The organism is Neogemmobacter tilapiae (assembly GCF_014652215.1).
Taxonomy (GTDB): Bacteria; Pseudomonadota; Alphaproteobacteria; order Rhodobacterales; family Rhodobacteraceae; genus Neogemmobacter; species Neogemmobacter tilapiae.
This window is the reverse complement of sequence record NZ_BMYJ01000002.1, coordinates 212,840-226,671: the sequence shown is the minus strand read 5'-3', so window position 1 is coordinate 226,671 and position 13,832 is coordinate 212,840. Positions and strand designations below refer to the sequence as shown.

General features: G+C 61.1%; 12 protein-coding genes. 8 read left to right on the top strand and 4 right to left on the bottom strand.

What is annotated here, in order from left to right; all coding sequences use genetic code 11:
* Positions 1 to 5: 5 nt before the first annotated feature.
* Positions 6 to 1,664, bottom strand: coding sequence for an NAD+ synthase (locus tag IE095_RS04170; RefSeq protein WP_189410363.1), 1,659 nt, complete (start codon positions 1,662 to 1,664; stop codon positions 6 to 8).
* A gap of 153 nt (positions 1,665 to 1,817) precedes the next feature.
* Here IE095_RS04170 and IE095_RS04165 point away from each other — a divergent pair, with 153 nt between their 5' ends.
* The 5 genes from IE095_RS04165 to IE095_RS04145 all read left to right on the top strand — a co-directional run bounded on the left by IE095_RS04165 (position 1,818) and on the right by IE095_RS04145 (position 5,638).
* Positions 1,818 to 3,218, top strand: coding sequence for a 2-isopropylmalate synthase (locus tag IE095_RS04165; protein WP_189410362.1), 1,401 nt, complete (start codon positions 1,818 to 1,820; stop codon positions 3,216 to 3,218).
* Between the two features lie 248 nt (positions 3,219 to 3,466).
* A complete protein-coding gene (locus IE095_RS04160) occupies positions 3,467 to 3,856 on the top strand; it encodes a DNA breaking-rejoining protein (protein WP_189410361.1) in 390 nt (129 codons plus the stop codon).
* Between the two features lie 12 nt (positions 3,857 to 3,868).
* Complete coding sequence (locus IE095_RS04155) at positions 3,869 to 4,585, top strand: CPBP family intramembrane glutamic endopeptidase (RefSeq protein WP_189410360.1); 717 nt, start codon at positions 3,869 to 3,871, stop codon at positions 4,583 to 4,585.
* Positions 4,569 to 4,916: a hypothetical protein gene (locus IE095_RS04150; protein ID WP_189410359.1), complete on the top strand. Its 348-nt coding sequence runs from the start codon at positions 4,569 to 4,571 to the stop codon at positions 4,914 to 4,916. The genes IE095_RS04155 and IE095_RS04150 overlap by 17 nt, the downstream gene beginning before the upstream one ends.
* 5 nt (positions 4,917 to 4,921) lie before the next feature.
* The gene (locus IE095_RS04145) at positions 4,922 to 5,638 is read left to right on the top strand and encodes a hypothetical protein (protein ID WP_189410358.1); all 717 of its coding nucleotides are present in this window, start codon (positions 4,922 to 4,924) and stop codon (positions 5,636 to 5,638) included.
* Between the two features lie 287 nt (positions 5,639 to 5,925).
* Here the strand turns inward: IE095_RS04145 and IE095_RS04140 are convergent, their stop codons facing one another.
* Both IE095_RS04140 and IE095_RS04135 read right to left on the bottom strand, forming a co-directional pair.
* Positions 5,926 to 6,690 carry a DUF4394 domain-containing protein gene (locus IE095_RS04140; RefSeq protein ID WP_189410357.1) on the bottom strand — a complete coding sequence of 255 codons (765 nt, stop codon included), beginning with the start codon at positions 6,688 to 6,690 and terminating at the stop codon, positions 5,926 to 5,928.
* A 114-nt stretch (positions 6,691 to 6,804) separates the two neighbouring features.
* Positions 6,805 to 7,812, bottom strand: a complete 1,008-nt coding sequence (locus IE095_RS04135) for a hypothetical protein (protein ID WP_189410356.1) — start codon at positions 7,810 to 7,812, stop codon at positions 6,805 to 6,807.
* Positions 7,813 to 7,954: 142 nt separating this feature from the next.
* Here IE095_RS04135 and IE095_RS04130 point away from each other — a divergent pair, with 142 nt between their 5' ends.
* Positions 7,955 to 8,884, top strand: a complete 930-nt coding sequence (locus tag IE095_RS04130; RefSeq protein WP_189410355.1) for a DMT family transporter — start codon at positions 7,955 to 7,957, stop codon at positions 8,882 to 8,884.
* Here IE095_RS04130 and IE095_RS04125 read toward each other — a convergent pair.
* Positions 8,851 to 9,435 (bottom strand): thymidine kinase, encoded by a 585-nt coding sequence (locus tag IE095_RS04125; RefSeq protein ID WP_189410354.1) that lies wholly within the window; start codon positions 9,433 to 9,435, stop codon positions 8,851 to 8,853. The two genes, IE095_RS04130 and IE095_RS04125, sit on opposite strands and share 34 nt — an antisense overlap.
* 240 nt (positions 9,436 to 9,675) lie before the next feature.
* Here IE095_RS04125 and IE095_RS04120 point away from each other — a divergent pair, with 240 nt between their 5' ends.
* Complete coding sequence (locus IE095_RS04120; RefSeq protein ID WP_189410353.1) at positions 9,676 to 10,134, top strand: hypothetical protein; 459 nt, start codon at positions 9,676 to 9,678, stop codon at positions 10,132 to 10,134.
* Between the two features lie 139 nt (positions 10,135 to 10,273).
* Complete coding sequence (locus IE095_RS04115) at positions 10,274 to 13,828, top strand: calcium-binding protein (protein ID WP_189410352.1); 3,555 nt, start codon at positions 10,274 to 10,276, stop codon at positions 13,826 to 13,828.
* Positions 13,829 to 13,832: the final 4 nt, after the last annotated feature.

Sequence of the window (13,832 nt, the reverse complement as noted above, 5' to 3'; positions counted from 1 at the left end):
AATCGTTAACTCTGATCCCGCCACCGGTTCGCAATCGGATAGCGCCGATCCAGCCAGAACGCCTTTTGCGTCAGCCGCGTGCCAGGGGCAGACTGGAACCGCTTGTATTCGGCGATATAGAGCAGGCTTTCGACCTTTTTCACCACCGTCCGGTCATGTCCTTTGGCAACAATTTCCGCCACCGACATGTCCTTTTCCACTAGGCATTCCAGAATGTCGTCCAGCACCTCATAGGGCGGCAGGCTGTCCTGATCGGTCTGGTTCGCCCGCAGCTCGGCGCTTGGCGCTTTCGTCAAAATCCGCTCCGGGATCACCTCGCCCGCAGGCCCCTTCATCCAATCCCGATGGTTTTCGTTCCGCCACCGCGCCGTCAGGAACATGCGCGTCTTGTACATGTCCTTGACCGGGTTATAGCCGCCGTTCATGTCGCCATAGATCGTGCAATAACCCACCGCCATTTCCGACTTGTTCCCCGTCGTCAGCAGCATCGCTCCGAACTTGTTCGACAGCGCCATCAGCATCACACCGCGCAGACGGCTTTGGATGTTTTCCTCAGCAATCCCCGGCTCCAACCCCTCAAACAACCCCGCTAAGGTTTCCCCCACCGCCTTTTGCGCCGCCGTGATGGGCAAGGTGTCCAACCGGCAGCCCAGCCGCCCCGCACAATCGGCAGCGTCATCCAGCGAATGCTGGCTGGTGAATTCGCTGGGCAGCATCACACAATGCACATTTTCCGGCCCCAAAGCGTCACAAGCCATCGCCGCCACAATCGCGCTGTCGATCCCCCCCGACAGGCCCAGCACCGCCTTTTTGAACCCCGTCTTCGCCATGTAATCGGCAAGAGAAAGCACACAGGCCCGGTAATCCGCCTCGCCAATCGGCGGCAGCGCGGCCAGCATCCCCTGATCCGCCTCCCATCCCCTTGCGGTGCGGCGGAAATCGACATGGGTCACGCATTCATCAAACTGCGGCATCTGCACCGCCAATTGGCCGCCCCCGTTCAAGACCATCGAGGATCCGTCAAACACCTGATCATCCTGCCCGCCAACCATGTTCAGATAGACCAGCGGCAAGCCGGTTTCGACGACCCGTTCCACCATCAGGTTCAGCCGCAGGTTCGGCTTTCCCCGATGATAGGGCGACCCGTTCGGCACCAGCAAGATCTCAGCCCCCGTTTCCGCCAGCGTTTCCGCCACATCGGGGTGCCAGGCATCCTCACAAATGGGTGAGCCGATCCGCACCCCATCCACCACATAGGGCCCATGCACATCGGCGGGCGTGAACACCCGCTTTTCATCGAAAACCGCGTTGTTCGGCAGATGATGTTTCAGCACCACCGCCGTCACCTTTCCCCCCTGCAAGATGTGATAGGCGTTATAAATCTGGCCATCCTGCACATAGGGTGCGCCGATCCCCAAAGCGGGGCCCTCCGCACAATCCGCCGCCAACTGCGCCAGAACCGTCGCGCAATCGGCCAGAAAGGCCGGTTTCAGGATCAGATCCTGCGTCTGATAGCCCGTCAGGAACATTTCCGTCAGCGCCACCATATGCGCGCCTGCGGCCTTGCCCTCGGCCCAGGCCTTCCGCGCCTTTTCCGCATTGCCCCGCAGATCGCCCAAGCTTGGGTTCAATTGGGCGAGGGTCAGTCGGAAATGGTCGGTCATCGTTTCACCTTTCGGGACATTTCGCACAAAGCTATCCCCTTCGTCCCGAAAGCGAAAGGTGGCCGATCCGAACTTGTCCGAATCCCCGCAAACGGTTTAGGCTTCCATCAAGCGCGCCCAAGTTAGCGCAAACGGCGGGGAGGCCGGGGTATCATGTTCAAGCTTGCAACCAAGGGCGCTTTGGCCCTGACCGTCGCCCTGACCCTGACCCAAGGGGCGATGGCGCAGGGTGAGGTCGTCATCAAACAATATGCCGATGGCAGCGTTTATGAGGGCACCTTCAACGCCGAGGGGAAGCAGGACGGCACCGGCACCTATCGGCTGCCCAATGGCTATGAATACACCGGCGCTTGGGTCAACGGCGAAATCAAGGGCCAAGGCACCGCCCGGTTCCCCAATGGCTCGGTCTATGAAGGCGAATTCGCGGGCGGCAAACCGGCGGGCAAGGGCAAGATCACCTTTGCCGATGGCGGCACCTATGAGGGCGACTGGACGGACGGCCAGATGACCGGCACGGGCAAGATCACCTATGCGGACAAGTCGATCTATGAAGGGGCCGTGGTGGCGGGGGTGCATGAGGGCAAGGGCAAGCTGACCAGCCCGAACGGCACGATCTATGACGGCGACTGGCTGAAAGGCGTCAAGGAAGGCGCGGGGGTCATCACCTATTCCGACGGGACGAAATACGAAGGGGCCTTCAAAGCCGGGGAACGTGCGGGGGATGGCACGTTGATCCTTCCGGGGGGGCTGACCTATGTCGGCCAATGGACGGCGGGGCAGATCAACGGCACGGGCAAGCTGACCCAGCCGAATGGGGATGTCTATGAAGGCGCGTTCGTCAATGGGCTGCGTGAGGGCAAGGGCAAGGTCACCTATGCGAACGGGGCGGTTTATGACGGCGGGTTCGTGAAGGACAAGAAGGAAGGCAAGGGCGTCTTCACCGGGACGGATCGCTATGCCTATGACGGCGATTGGAAGGCCGATCAGATGGAGGGGACGGGCAAGATCGTCTATCCAGACGGGTCCGTCTATGAAGGTGCCGTCAAGGCCGGCAAGGCCGAGGGCAAGGGACGCATCAATTATCCGGACGGAACCTGGTATGAGGGCGACTGGAAAGCGGGCGTGATCGAGGGCACGGGCAAGGCCACCTATGCGGGCGAGGTCGCCTATGAAGGCCAGTTCAAGGCCGCCAAGCCCGAGGGCAAAGGGGTCATGACCTATCCCGGCGGGTATTCCTATAATGGCGATTTCAAGGATGGGCTGCGGGACGGCCAAGGGGTCGCCACCTATGCGGACGGGTCGGTCTATACCGGCGCTTTCGTGAAGGGGGAAAGGGAAGGCCAGGGCGAGATCGTCATGCAGGACGGGTTCCGTTATTCCGGCGCTTGGAAGGCCGGCGAGATGGAAGGCAAGGGCAAGGCCACCTATGCGAACGGCGATATTTACGAGGGTGATTTCGTCGCCGGAAAACGGCAGGGCAAGGGCAAGCTGACCTATGCCAGCGGGCAGGTCTCGGAAGGGGACTGGGAGAATGGGCTGCTGAAGGCCGAGTAGGTTTTCACGCGTGAAATGGGTAGTAAGGGGTTGTATTCCATCATATATTTAATTTTTGGAATACACAAACCAGCCCCTGTTGTCCCTGCCCGTTTGGGATAAAATCAGGCCGGATCTCCGCCCGAGATCCGGCTTTTTCGTAACAGCGCAAAGTCGCCTGAAAAATTTGCGCCATGAAAACTTGCATTACCTTGGGGCGACTTTAAAGTCGCAAGGTAAAGCTAATCATCTTGCGAAAGGATATCCCCATGAAAATCCTGTCTTTGTCCCTGATGCTGGCTCTGGCCGCCCCTGCCTTTGCTGATGATGTCAAACGCCATGTGGTGCATTTTGCGGCGGGTACCTCGGGCACCACGGTTCATGGCCATCTGAAAGGGTATGAATCGGTGCAATATGTGCTGGGCGTGACGGCTGGACAGAAAATGGATGTGCAGCTCGATTCAAAGAACACCAGCCTGTATTTCAATATCACAGGGCCGGGGGCCAGTGCGGCGATGTACAACAGTTCGATTGATGGCAACGGGACAAGCGTTACCATTCCCTCCAGCGGCAACTACGTCGTGGATGTCTATCTGATGCGAAATGCCGCGCGGCGGGATGAGACGGCGAAATACACGCTGACACTGTATGTCGAATAAAGGAGCCCTGGAATGAAGGACTTTCCCTTTTACAACGGCGTGCCGGTTGCTGTTGATGGGCGGGGCTGGGCGATACTGATGGCGTCGCTGGTGGTGGCTTTTGCCGCACTGGCCTGGGTGCCGCTGGAAAGCTTTCCGCTGAATTTCATACCGGCGCTGCTGTTTGTGGGGATTCCCCTGATCGCGCTGCAAAGGGTGGTGGGGCCGCATTGGCGGGCGCTGTTTGGCCCGGTGGGGTTCAAGCAAATTGGGCAAATGTTGCTGTTTGCTGTGCTGACGATCGTGGGGTCGCTGGCCGTGGGTTTTGTCTTGTCGCGGTTGATGACCATGACGTCCAATCCGGTTTCAGACAGTTTGGCGGCCGAGTCGGTGGCGCAGTTGATGGCGCGGCTTTTGCCGACCATTCCGCAATTGATTGGCGAGGAATTTCTGGGAGTTCTGCCCTTTCTGGCCGTGTTGTGGCTGTGCGTCAGCCGGTTTGGCCTGTCGCGTCGGATGGGGATTGTCCTTGGATTGGTTGTATCGGGGCTGATCTTTGGGGCAGCGCATCTGCCGACCTATGATTGGAATTGGGGACAAGCGCTGTTGGGGATTGGCTGGGCGCGGGTCTTGCTGACCTTGGCCTATGTGTGGACGCGGAACCTGTGGGTTTCGGCGGGTGCACATATTCTGAACGACTGGACGGGATTTCTGTTCGCCTTTGCAATGAGCCATGGGCCGATTGAATGAAAAGCGGAGGCTTGGCGATGACATGTCCCTAGCGGAATCGGCAATCGATTTTTTGAAGCGTCAGTATAGCCATTCGATTGAGGCTTATCGTCAAACCATCGCCTCGCTTACCGAAGAGGATGACTTGGACTTTCCTGATCGGGATAACCCCGACGATCCAGTTGCGCGCTGTTGGGATTTGAATGCTGCGCTGATGGAAGGTGCGAAACAAGAGTTTCCCGAGATTGCCGCAGATACCGCAGAGTTGAGAAGGTTGAACGAGTTTATCTGGCATTTGGTGTCTGATGAAAGTTCGCACTCCAAGCCGTCCGATCTAACAAATACTGAGTGATATAAATGCTGAAATTGAACGCTCTTTCTGCAAAATTTTTGGTAGTTTCTACGCTCCTACTGCTGCAAATCGCCACCTCGTCAAATTCAGTTATTGCTGAAGAAACGGCAGAAACTGAACTTGAATATGTTAATGGTTTCTGCGACTATTTAAATAAAACTGAGAGGACGGAAAATTACTATTTTTATCTCTTTAATTCTCCAGGCCTAAATGACGCATGTCAGACTTGGACCAAAGACTCAAGCAACGAACACCTCCGAAAGCATATTCTTGGTCTAATAGATATGTATTTTTCACCGATAGACCTTAAATTCTGCGAGAGGGCCTACAATAATTTTCTTGCGGCAATCAAAATCGACAACACGCTTGCGAAAGACTTTTACTATATTGGGGGACTGGAATTTGAATGTAAGGACCTGAATCCACCAAGAAGAGAGGCGACAGATAGCGCAATTAAAAACGTTACAATCGCGATAGATATGTCTAAAGATCAACCGAAATCAATTTACCACTTTTATCGATCCTATCTCTATTTCTCCCTCGCGCAGGGCAATAAATATGGGGAAAAATTGACCCTTGATTCACTGAGGCGCGCGAAGTCGGATCTTATGATTTATCTTCACCTAACCGAAAATTCTAAAATCAAGCGCGATATTGATAATCGTGCGGGGGTTGAAGATATCGTTGCTGATATGGAGAGAATATTGCAGGAATATGACTAAATCCTCCCCAAGGCTGAACACCGCCCAATACTGGCAGCGTATTCTGTTTGAGCGGCCCGATGGGATATGATTTCGCTATCTTGGTAGGGTGGGTGAAACCCACCATCGCGGGCATGGTGGGTTTCACCCACCCTACGGGGCGGATCAGCGGTTGTGTTGTGATGTGCTGGGGTGAACCCCGGCCTAAGTAGGGCGGGGTTCACCCCGATTCAGCCCGCCCGACGAACCCTTAACAAAGGGCGGCAGGGCATTCCCGACCTGCCGCCCTTCGGTCCAATCGCAGGGGGTTACATCGCGGGGAGAATCGCGATGTCGCGGACTTTGGCCCCTTCGATGCGGCCGGCTTCGGTGGTTTGGCCTGTCGCCAGATCAACGGCATGGAAAGCGCCGTCGATGACCAGCCAGGCCGAATTGCCGCCCTTGCCGTCCGAGGCGATGTCAAAACCCACTTCGGCGGGTTTCACGCCAAGCTCCCCCACGGGGTTCAGGACGCCATCATTCGGCGGGTCTTGCAGCACCAGCCATCCGGCTGCGCCGTCGATGTTGTAAAGCTGGGTCTTTTCGGTGCCGGCATAGGAATTGGTATAGGCCCCGGCGATGACATTCGGCGTGGCTTTGCCATCGGCATAGGCATGGCTGCCGTCGGTCACCACTTCGCCCGTATCCACGGTCACGCGCAGGCTGGTGCCGTCGCTGCCCATGACGCGGAGTTTGTCGGCGACGGGGTTGAAATCGACGGTGGCCGAAACGCCATCGGCGAGTTTGGTGGCCAGCGTGCTGACCTTGGTGGCAACCCCCGTCATCGGGTCAATGGTGGCAAGGGTGCCATCGGCGAAGACGCCGTAAAGCTGGCCGTTGGAGGGGCGGACGTCGATGCCCAGCAGGCGGCCATCGACCCCCGTGACATCGACTTTGCCGGTTTCGGCAAAGCTTTCGGTGTCGAGCCAATGGAGCGTTTTATCGCCGCTGAGACCGACAACGGTGCCGGCCATGGCGGGGGCCGCAAGGGTGGCAAACATCAGGGTGGCCGTGAAACATTTGATGGGAGTCATGGGTTTTCCTTTTCTGGCTTCCACAAAGGGTTCGGTGCCTCGATCATGTTGGAGACAACATGAAAACGGGCGGCCAGAGGGCGAAGTTTCGCAGGAAACGGTTTCGTGAAGCGGTCAGCCGCAGGCGCCTTGCACGGCGAGCCAGTCGGCGCCCGGCATGACGGCGATCTCGGCTCCGCCCCTATGCGGGTCGGCCTCGATGAGCGGAAGCGTTGTCTCGCCAGTCGGGTCAAGGGCGAGGGCATAGGGGGTCGAGGGCACCTCGGCCTGATCGAAGAGGGCCAGCAGGGGCACGGGGTCGGGCGGTGGGGTCGGGCTGCGCAAAAGCACCTCGCCATAGCCCGTCAGCGCCTTGTCGGGCAGGTTGCCCTTGGTGAGCAAGGCAAAGGTCGCGCCCAGACCGGCATGGCGCAGCAGGGGTTCCAGCGGATCCTCGGTGCCCAGCGAGTGGGCGAGGGCGAAGCCGGCAAAGACCTCGGGGGCCTCCTCGGTCAGGCGGCGGTCGATCAGGAGGATATGGCCGGGCAGCAGAAGGGTTCCGGTGACGCCATCGCGGGCGATGTGCAGCCGCCAAGGGCTGTCCTTGCCCCAGAGGCGAAGGGAAAGGCGGGCGAGGGCCTGATCGGCGGGTTCGGTGGAACAGGGCTGGCCGGTGAGGGGTTGCAGGGCGGCAAGGGCCTGATCGCCGATGATGCGGCGCGACGGCTCGGGGACGACACCGGCGGTATGGCGGACAAGGACGCCGGGGCCAACAAGGACAAGCAGGCCAAGGATGAGGGCGGTGCCGCCGAGAACAAGGGTGGCGCGGAGGCGACCGGGGCGGGGAATGGCGGCATCGACAGCACCGCGCACCTGCGTGAGGGCGGCGATCATGTCGGGATCGTCCAGCTCCAGCGTTTCATGGGCGTCATAGCCGGGGCCAAAGACGGCGGGCAGATCGCCGGGGTTAAGGCGTTCAACGGCGGGAAGCGACCAGTGGGAGAGGGCGACCTGGGTGCGGGGATCGGACAGGATAAGGGTGGCGTCGCGGAAACCGACGACAACCTCGCGCCGCTGGGCGGCGGGGGTTTCCCGCCAAAGCCCGCCGCTTTCCAGCCTTTGATACTTTTTCAGCGCCGTCATGGGCTGCCCCGACCCCCGGCCTTTGGCCTTTTGGGAAAGACTAGCGGATGGAAAGGGTTCTGCCAATGCAGGGCTGCGGAAGTCGCAGGGAAATGTCGCAAATGGCGGGGCATGGGGGCGGGGGACATGGTGGAAGGGGGGTATGAAACAGGATCAGCCCTATGCAGCAGGAGCGATGATCGCCGGTTATGCGGCGATCGTGGCCTTTACGGACAATTACGTTCGGGTGATTGCCGAGGAAGGGGGGCTTTGGCAGTTCCATGCGATGCGGGGGGCGATTGCCTTGGGGCTGATCGGGCTGGTGGCCTGGGTGACGGGGCAATCGCTGCGGGTGCGGCGGCCCTGGGGGGTGGCGGGGCGGTCGGCGATCCACGGGTTGGCGATGCTGATCTATTTCGGGGCCTTGGCCTTTCTGCCGGTGGCGCAGGTGGCGGCGGGGCTGTTCATGGCGCCGATCTTTGTGCTGGTGCTGGGGCGGCTGCTGCACGGGCGGCGGATGGGGTTGTGGTCGGTTCTGGCGGTGGGGCTGGGCTTTGCCGGAGTTCTGCTGGTGCTGGGGCCGAATGCGGTCGGGGGGGCGTCGGTGGCGGGGGTGCTGCCGGTAGTGGCAGGGCTGTTCTATGCCTTGGGGAACATGGCGACGCGGGACTGGTGCGAAGGCGAAGGGGCCTTGGTGCTGCTGGGCGGGTTCTTTGGGGCGCTGTGTCTGTTCGGCTGCGTGGGGATGGGGGTTCTGTGGCTGTGGCCAGTGGATGTGGCCGCCGGGGCGGATGGGTTCATCGCGCGGGGGGCGGTATGGCCCAGTGGGACGTTTCTGTTCTGGACGGTGGCGCAGGCGGTGGGGTCGATGGTGGGGGTGGGTCTGATGATCCGGGGCTATCAGGTGACAACGGCGGCGCGGGCCTCGGTCTATGAATATGCGCTGCTGCCGGCCTCGGCCTTTTGGGGTTGGGTCTTGTGGGCCGAAGGGGTGACGCCGGTGGCGGGCCTCGGGATGGGGCTGATCACGCTGGCGGGGGTGCTGATCGCCCTTGCCCCTCAGGAAAGGTCGCCGGTCGCTTCTCTCCAGTGACGGCGGCAGAGGCTTTGATAGGTTTCGTTGCCGCCGATGACGACCTGTTCGCCATCCTTGAGGGCGCGACCGTCGGGGCCTTTGCGGACAACCATGGTGGCCTTTTTCCCGCAATGGCAGATGGTGCGGACCTCGCGCATTTCATCGGCCCAGGCGAGAAGGGCTGCGGAACCGGGGAAAAGATCGCCACGGAAATCGACGCGGAGGCCGTAGCACATGATGGGAACACGCAGGTCATCGACGGCGCGGGCAAGCTGCCAGACCTGCGGTTTCGAAAGGAACTGCGATTCGTCGATAAAGATGCAGGCGACGGGGCCTTGGGCAAGGCGGGCCTTGATCTTGGCGAATAGATCTTCGGTCGGGTCAAAAGTGTCGGCGTCTTCGCCGATGCCGATACGGCTGGCGATACGGCCTTGGCCCGCACGATGGTCGAAACGGGCGGTGATCAGATAGGTGACCATGCCACCTTCACGGTAGTTGTGCGAGGCTTGAAGCAGAGCGGTCGATTTGCCCGCATTCATGGTGGAATAATGGAAATAGAGCTTGGCCATGGCGGGCTTCTAGCCCAAGGCCCCCCTGCCCTGCAACGGGGTTGCCCGCCGTGCGGCAGACCGGGCTTGCGCCCGGCCCCCCCACCCGCACCGTTCACGCACAGCGGACCCCACACTTTGCCCGGTGCTGGGGACACCGGCCACCCCATAACTTCCGCCACATGCAGAACAATTACAGGAATGACAAAAGCGTGAGGGTTGATTAATGGGAAAGTCCGTATCAATTTCCCCGGATTTCCAATGACCCTTGCAAGTTACCTGAAAAAGCACACCGAACTCTTGGTCAAGGACGTGGGGATCGAGGCCGCCTGCGACCTGACGGGCAAATCCAAGGCGACGCTGGGGCGCTATTACTCGGACCAAGATGAACACGGCGACAGGTTCATGCCCATCGACGTGGTGGCGCAGCTGGAAGAGGCGGCAAAGTTTCCGCATGTGACGGCAGCCTTGGCCGATCTGCGCAAGATCACCATGTCCTATGACGCCGACCGCAAGAATGCCCCCTCGGGCAACGTCAATGCCGATGTGATCGCCTTGGCGCAACGGTTCGGCATGCTGATGGCGGAATACAACCATGCCATCGGCGACGGCAAAATCTCGATCAACGAAGCGAAACGCCTGCTGCGGGAAACGCTGGAAATCCAGAAGGTGCTGCTGGAAATGAAGCTGAACCTTGAGGAAGAGGCGACACAGGACTGATGCCCCTGCCCCGCGATTGCGGGGCATTTTCATGAAATCCTTCCTAAAGACCCCGGCGGCTGGCCGGAGACGTTAACGCCTTCGCAGCCGTGATCTGTCAGCCTGAACCTTGGGTGACATACGATCAGGGGTGATCGGGGTGGTGACGTTTCAGGTCGTCGGAAGCTATTCCGACGCTCCGGCAAGGTTTTTGTCGGGGATAACCGACATCGAATTGGTGCAAACGGCGAATGGTCTGGTCTTGCACAGCACAACGCGGGCAGGCGGGGGGATGCTGGCCTTTGCGGTTGATGCGCCAAGTGCGGGGCTGACGGGGCTTACCTTGCTGGACAGTCAGGTGCTGGAGCCGGGTGAAAACCTGTCTGTGCCGATGCGCCTGCAACGGATTGCACTGGCGGGGCGGGATTGTCTGCTGCTGACCGGCTGTCAAGACAGTGTGATGGGGGGCTTTGCCCTGACCGCGGCTGGACGCTTTGGGCAAGCGGTGCAATTGCCGGGCAGCCCCTTGGGCAGCGTCGTCTCGGCCACCAGCCTGTTGCGCGATGGCGAGACCTTTCTTTTTCAGAACAATCTGGGATCCGATGTGATTTCCAGTTGGCGGGTGGGGCTTGATGGCCAAGTCGTCTGGTTGGCTGATCAGGTCTTGCCCGACACGATGCAGGGCATCGACGTGACGGCCATGCAGCCGGTGCGTTTGTTGGGGGGCGATTTCCTTTTGGCTTTGTCGGCCAGTGGCAATGCCTTGCTGAGTTTTCGCATTGGTGCGGATGGGCGTCTGACGCAAGTGTCGTCACTGGGCGCCGCCGGTGGCTTGGGTATTTCGGCACCCAGCGCGCTGTGTCTGGCCGAGGCTGGAGGGCAAAGCTATGCGCTTGTGGCGGCGGCGGGGTCATCCTCTATCGTTGTGGTGGCGCTGGAGGCGCAGGGGCGGTTGAGCGTTTCAGACCATGTGATCGACACGCTGGACACGCGGTTTCAGCGGATTTCGGTCATGACAAGCGTCGAGGTTCAGGGGCGCAGTTTCATTCTGGCGGGGGGGGGCGATGATGGGATCACGCTGTTCACGCTGCTGCCGAACGGGCGATTGTTGAATTTGGGGCAGCAATTGAAACAGGCTGGTCTGCCGTTAGACAATCTGACGGCCCTTGAGGCGCGGGCCGTGGGGGGGCAGATCGAGGTTTTTGCGGCCGGTGAGGGCACGGGGCTGATGCGGTTGCGGATCAACCTTGGCGCACTGGCGGCACCGCAGTTGGGGGGGACGGCCAACGCCACGCTGACGGGAAATACACAGGGTGATCTGCTTTCTGGCGGCGCGGGGAACGAGGTTCTGCGCGGGTTGGAGGGCGACGATATTCTGATGGACGGGGCAGGTTCGGATGTTCTGTGGGGTGGGGCGGGGGCGGATGTCTTTGTGCTGGCGGCGGACGGGCATTCGGATGTGATCCGGGATTTCGAACTGGGGGTCGATCGAATTGATCTGTCCGGCTGGGGGCGGCTTTACGATCTGTCGGCGGTGTCGATCAAGCGCTATTCGGCGGGGCACATCACCCTGACTTGGCAAAGTGAAAGCCTGACAATCTATCCAGTGGGTGAGGTGAAGCTGACCTACAACAGCTTTTCGCGGGGCGCGTTGTTCCAGCTTTGGCATGTGGTGGCCGAACCCGTCTATGAAGGCCTGCATCTGGAAGGCAGCGCGCAGGACGACACGCAGTTGGGCGGCGCGGGGGCCGATACGTTCCGCGGCTCGGCGGGCAATGACGTGATCGAGGGGCGGGCGGGCTTTGATCTGGTGGACTACAGCGGCTATGACACGGCGCTTTTGGTCGATCTTGAAAATGATGCCGCGCATCAGGGCGGGGCGTCGGGCGACGTTCTGGTGGGTATCGAAGGGGTGATCGGGGGGGCGGGAGACGACACCTTGGCGGGCTCTGGGGAAGGCAATCTGCTGCGGGGGCTTGGAGGGGAGGACCTGCTGATGGGCCGGGCGGGGACCGATACGCTGCATGGGGGGGCTGGGAATGACCGGCTGGAGGGGGGGCTGGGGCGCGACAAGTTGGTCGGCGGGTTGGGGCAGGACGAAGCCAGCTATGACAGTGACGAGGCGGGGTTGCGGGCGGATCTGGCCAATCCGCTGAGCAACAGCGGCCAAGCGGGGGGCGACAGCTATGAGGGAGTCGAGGATCTGCGCGGAGGACGGGGGGACGACAGTCTGGGTGGCGATGGGGGAAACAATCAGCTGACGGGTTTGGCGGGGGATGACCTTTTGCTGGGGCGGGGCGGGGCGGATGTGCTGTTCGGGGGCGATGGGGCGGATGGGTTGCAAGGCGATGCAGGGGACGACACGCTTTTCGGGGGGGGCGGGGTGGACGTGTTCCTTTTTACGGGGGAAGGCGGGGTGGTGGTCGATCTGGCCTTGGGCACGGCGGTGGCAGCACAGGGGGTGGATGTGCTGCACGAGATCGAAAATGTCGTCAGCGGTGAGGGGGATGACCAACTGAAGGGGACGGCCGGGGCCAATCGGCTGGAGGGGGGCCTGGGTCAGGACAGCCTGTTCGGCGGCGATGGGGACGATAGGCTGAGCGGGGGCGGAGGGAATGACTGGATCGAAGGTGGCGCGGGTAGGGATTGGGCCCTGTTCGAAGGGGCCGCAGGGGTGCGGGTCGATCTGATCGAAGGACGGGCGACGGGACAGGGGGAGGACCGCCTGATCGGGGTGGAACATCTGCTGGGGGGCAGCGGGGCGGATCAACTGCTGGGTGATGGGCAAAGCAATACGCTGGCGGGGGCCGAGGGAGACGATCTGTTGCAGGGTCGGGATGGACAGGATCGGCTGGAGGGCGGCGCGGGGCACGACAGTTTGGCAGGCGGGGCGGGAAATGACCGGATGGACGGGGGTGCCGGACGTGATCTGGTCAGCTTTGCCGATGCAGGGCGACAGGACATCGCAGTGCGACTGGGGGTGACGAGGGCGCAAGCGACGGGTCAGGGGCAAGATATCCTGCGGGGCATCGAGGACGTGATCACAGCGGCGGGGAATGACCGGCTGATCGGGACGGGCGGTGGCAATCGGTTGATGGCCGGTGCAGGAGAGGATGAATTGCAGGGCGGCGGCGGCGATGATCAGGTGTTCGGAGGGGCGGGAAATGACCGGCTTTGGGCCGATGCTGGGAACGATCTGCTGCATGGTGGTGCTGGGCATGACTGGCTGATCTTTGGCGGATCAGAGGGGATAAGCCTGCGGTTGGGACCGTCGGGTGAACAGCGGACGGGCTTGGGGCGGGATAGGGTGGCCAGCATCGAGTCTGTGCAAACCGGCGGGGGAAAGGACGCGCTATCGGGGGACGGGGGCAGCAACAGCCTGCGATCTGGCGGGGGGAACGACCAGCTTTGGGGCGGGGGCGGGGCGGACCGGCTGGAAGGCGGCGAGGGGCACGATCGTCTGACTGGCGGGGCAGGCGCGGATCGCTTTGTCTGGTCGGCCGGACGTGACCGGATCAGCGATTTTAGCGCGACCGAAAGGGACCAGATCCTGCTGGATGTGGGGGCGGCGATGACACGGCAAAGGCTGTTGGACCGCTATACGGAAAACACCCGGCAGGGATTGGTGATTGACCTGCCGGGGGCCGAGAATAGCCTTTTGATCGAAGGTCTGCATGACATCGACCTCTTGGCGCGCCATTTGTTGCTGATCTGAAGGC

Bases quoted from the DNA above. Each gene is read 5' to 3' on its own strand.
- IE095_RS04170 (WP_189410363.1), bottom strand. From the start codon at position 1,664: ATGACCGACCATTTCCGACTGACCCTCGCCCAATTGAACCCAAGCTTG.
- IE095_RS04165 (WP_189410362.1), top strand. From the start codon at position 1,818: ATGTTCAAGCTTGCAACCAAGGGCGCTTTGGCCCTGACCGTCGCCCTG.
- IE095_RS04160 (WP_189410361.1), top strand. From the start codon at position 3,467: ATGAAAATCCTGTCTTTGTCCCTGATGCTGGCTCTGGCCGCCCCTGCC.
- IE095_RS04155 (WP_189410360.1), top strand. From the start codon at position 3,869: ATGAAGGACTTTCCCTTTTACAACGGCGTGCCGGTTGCTGTTGATGGG.
- IE095_RS04150 (WP_189410359.1), top strand. From the start codon at position 4,569: ATGGGCCGATTGAATGAAAAGCGGAGGCTTGGCGATGACATGTCCCTA.
- IE095_RS04145 (WP_189410358.1), top strand. From the start codon at position 4,922: ATGCTGAAATTGAACGCTCTTTCTGCAAAATTTTTGGTAGTTTCTACG.
- IE095_RS04140 (WP_189410357.1), bottom strand. From the start codon at position 6,690: ATGACTCCCATCAAATGTTTCACGGCCACCCTGATGTTTGCCACCCTT.
- IE095_RS04135 (WP_189410356.1), bottom strand. From the start codon at position 7,812: ATGACGGCGCTGAAAAAGTATCAAAGGCTGGAAAGCGGCGGGCTTTGG.
- IE095_RS04130 (WP_189410355.1), top strand. From the start codon at position 7,955: ATGAAACAGGATCAGCCCTATGCAGCAGGAGCGATGATCGCCGGTTAT.
- IE095_RS04125 (WP_189410354.1), bottom strand. From the start codon at position 9,435: ATGGCCAAGCTCTATTTCCATTATTCCACCATGAATGCGGGCAAATCG.
- IE095_RS04120 (WP_189410353.1), top strand. From the start codon at position 9,676: ATGACCCTTGCAAGTTACCTGAAAAAGCACACCGAACTCTTGGTCAAG.